Annotated in this window: 1 pseudogene; it reads right to left on the reverse strand. The window is 43.8% G+C overall.

Going from position 1 to position 1394, the window contains the following annotated elements:
• A pseudogene (locus tag RFK25_RS11425) lies at positions 1–1394 on the reverse strand (IS1182 family transposase); the annotation flags it as partial.

A 1394-nucleotide genomic window follows, 5' to 3' on the forward strand; every position in this document is an offset into this window, starting at 1 on the left:
TCAGATTGCAGACAAACATCGTTTTGGTGTTTGTCTTTTTTACTGTTTTTAGAGAAAAATGGCTGTTTTAATGCTGAAACCACCCCATCTGGACAAAATAAAAAGGCCTTCTTGTCATCCTTTTAACTAGTTTTTTGAGATTTAAGCACGCCAAAGTCAGTCCAATCTTATCCTCCATTTTGGACTTGCCTTTTTCTCTCGTGTAGCGCAGATTATGGTATTCCTTGGCTGTGCCAAATAGCCGTTCAATCGTCTCTTTCCGATGTTGGTAGAGCTCCTTCATCCCTCTTTGATGACGAATATCCTCGCTCTGTTCCAAATACTCCTTCCAAATATGCCGTGTGACAACTTTTTGATGGTTCTTACTGGTCGTACATACTGATAATAGGGGACAGTTGGCACAAATTGCAGGATCACTTTTGTATTCTCGGTAGCCTTCTCGGGTAGTCGTGCGATAGGTCAAGGCCTGATGTTCAGGACACAGGATACAATCGAAGTGTTCGTCATAGACAAAATCTTTAGGACGAAGTTGTCCCTTCTTCCCACGGGGACGGGTGTAGGGAAGGACAGGAGTGATTTCCTTATCAATTAGAAACTTGGCAATACTGGGAGTTTTATAGCCCGAATCCGCAATGATATACTCTGGTTTCAAGGGTTCAAGCTTGGCGAAAAGTGCAGGAAAAGCCTGACTGTCATGGATATTACCAGCCTCAACACTATAAGCAAGTGCCCAGCCATACTTATCACAGGCAACTTGGGCAGAATAAGCGAAAACTTCCTTATGCTCACCTTTGTGGAACCAGCCACTTTCTGGGTCGGTTGTGGAGATTTTCTTAGCGATGGGCTCTGGCTCTTTGGCGGGCCCGAGCGGCTTTTTTCCGTGCTTTACCCGATCTTGATTAATTTCGATTTCCAGCTGTTCACTCATGAATTTGGCCTGCTTTTCCACCTCTTGGTTGATAAACTTACGATTATTAGCCGCAGCCTTAATATGAGTTCCGTCTATGAACATCTCCGTCGGGTCAATCAGGCCTGCATTGATACACAGCCCAAGAATATGCGTGAAAATCCCCTCAATCAACCCTTTCTCTTGAAAGCGACGGGAATAGTTTTTTCCATATGTCGTGAAGTGAGGAACCTTATCATCCAAAGTCAAACCTAAAAACCAGCGATAGGCAGTGTTGACTTCAATATCCTTGATGGTCTGACGCATGGAACGAATACCATAAAAGCACTGAATCAGAGGAATTTTAACTAACATGACAGGGTCAAGACTAGGACGACCATTATCAGACGAATAGGTATCTTCTATTAGGTCATAAATGAAGTCGAAGTCAATCACAGCTTCCACTTGGCGCAGGAAATGATCTGCAGGAACAAGCTGGTCAAGGGTA

The organism is Streptococcus sp. SS-4456, from assembly GCF_036680365.1.
Lineage (GTDB): Bacteria > Bacillota > Bacilli > Lactobacillales > Streptococcaceae > Streptococcus.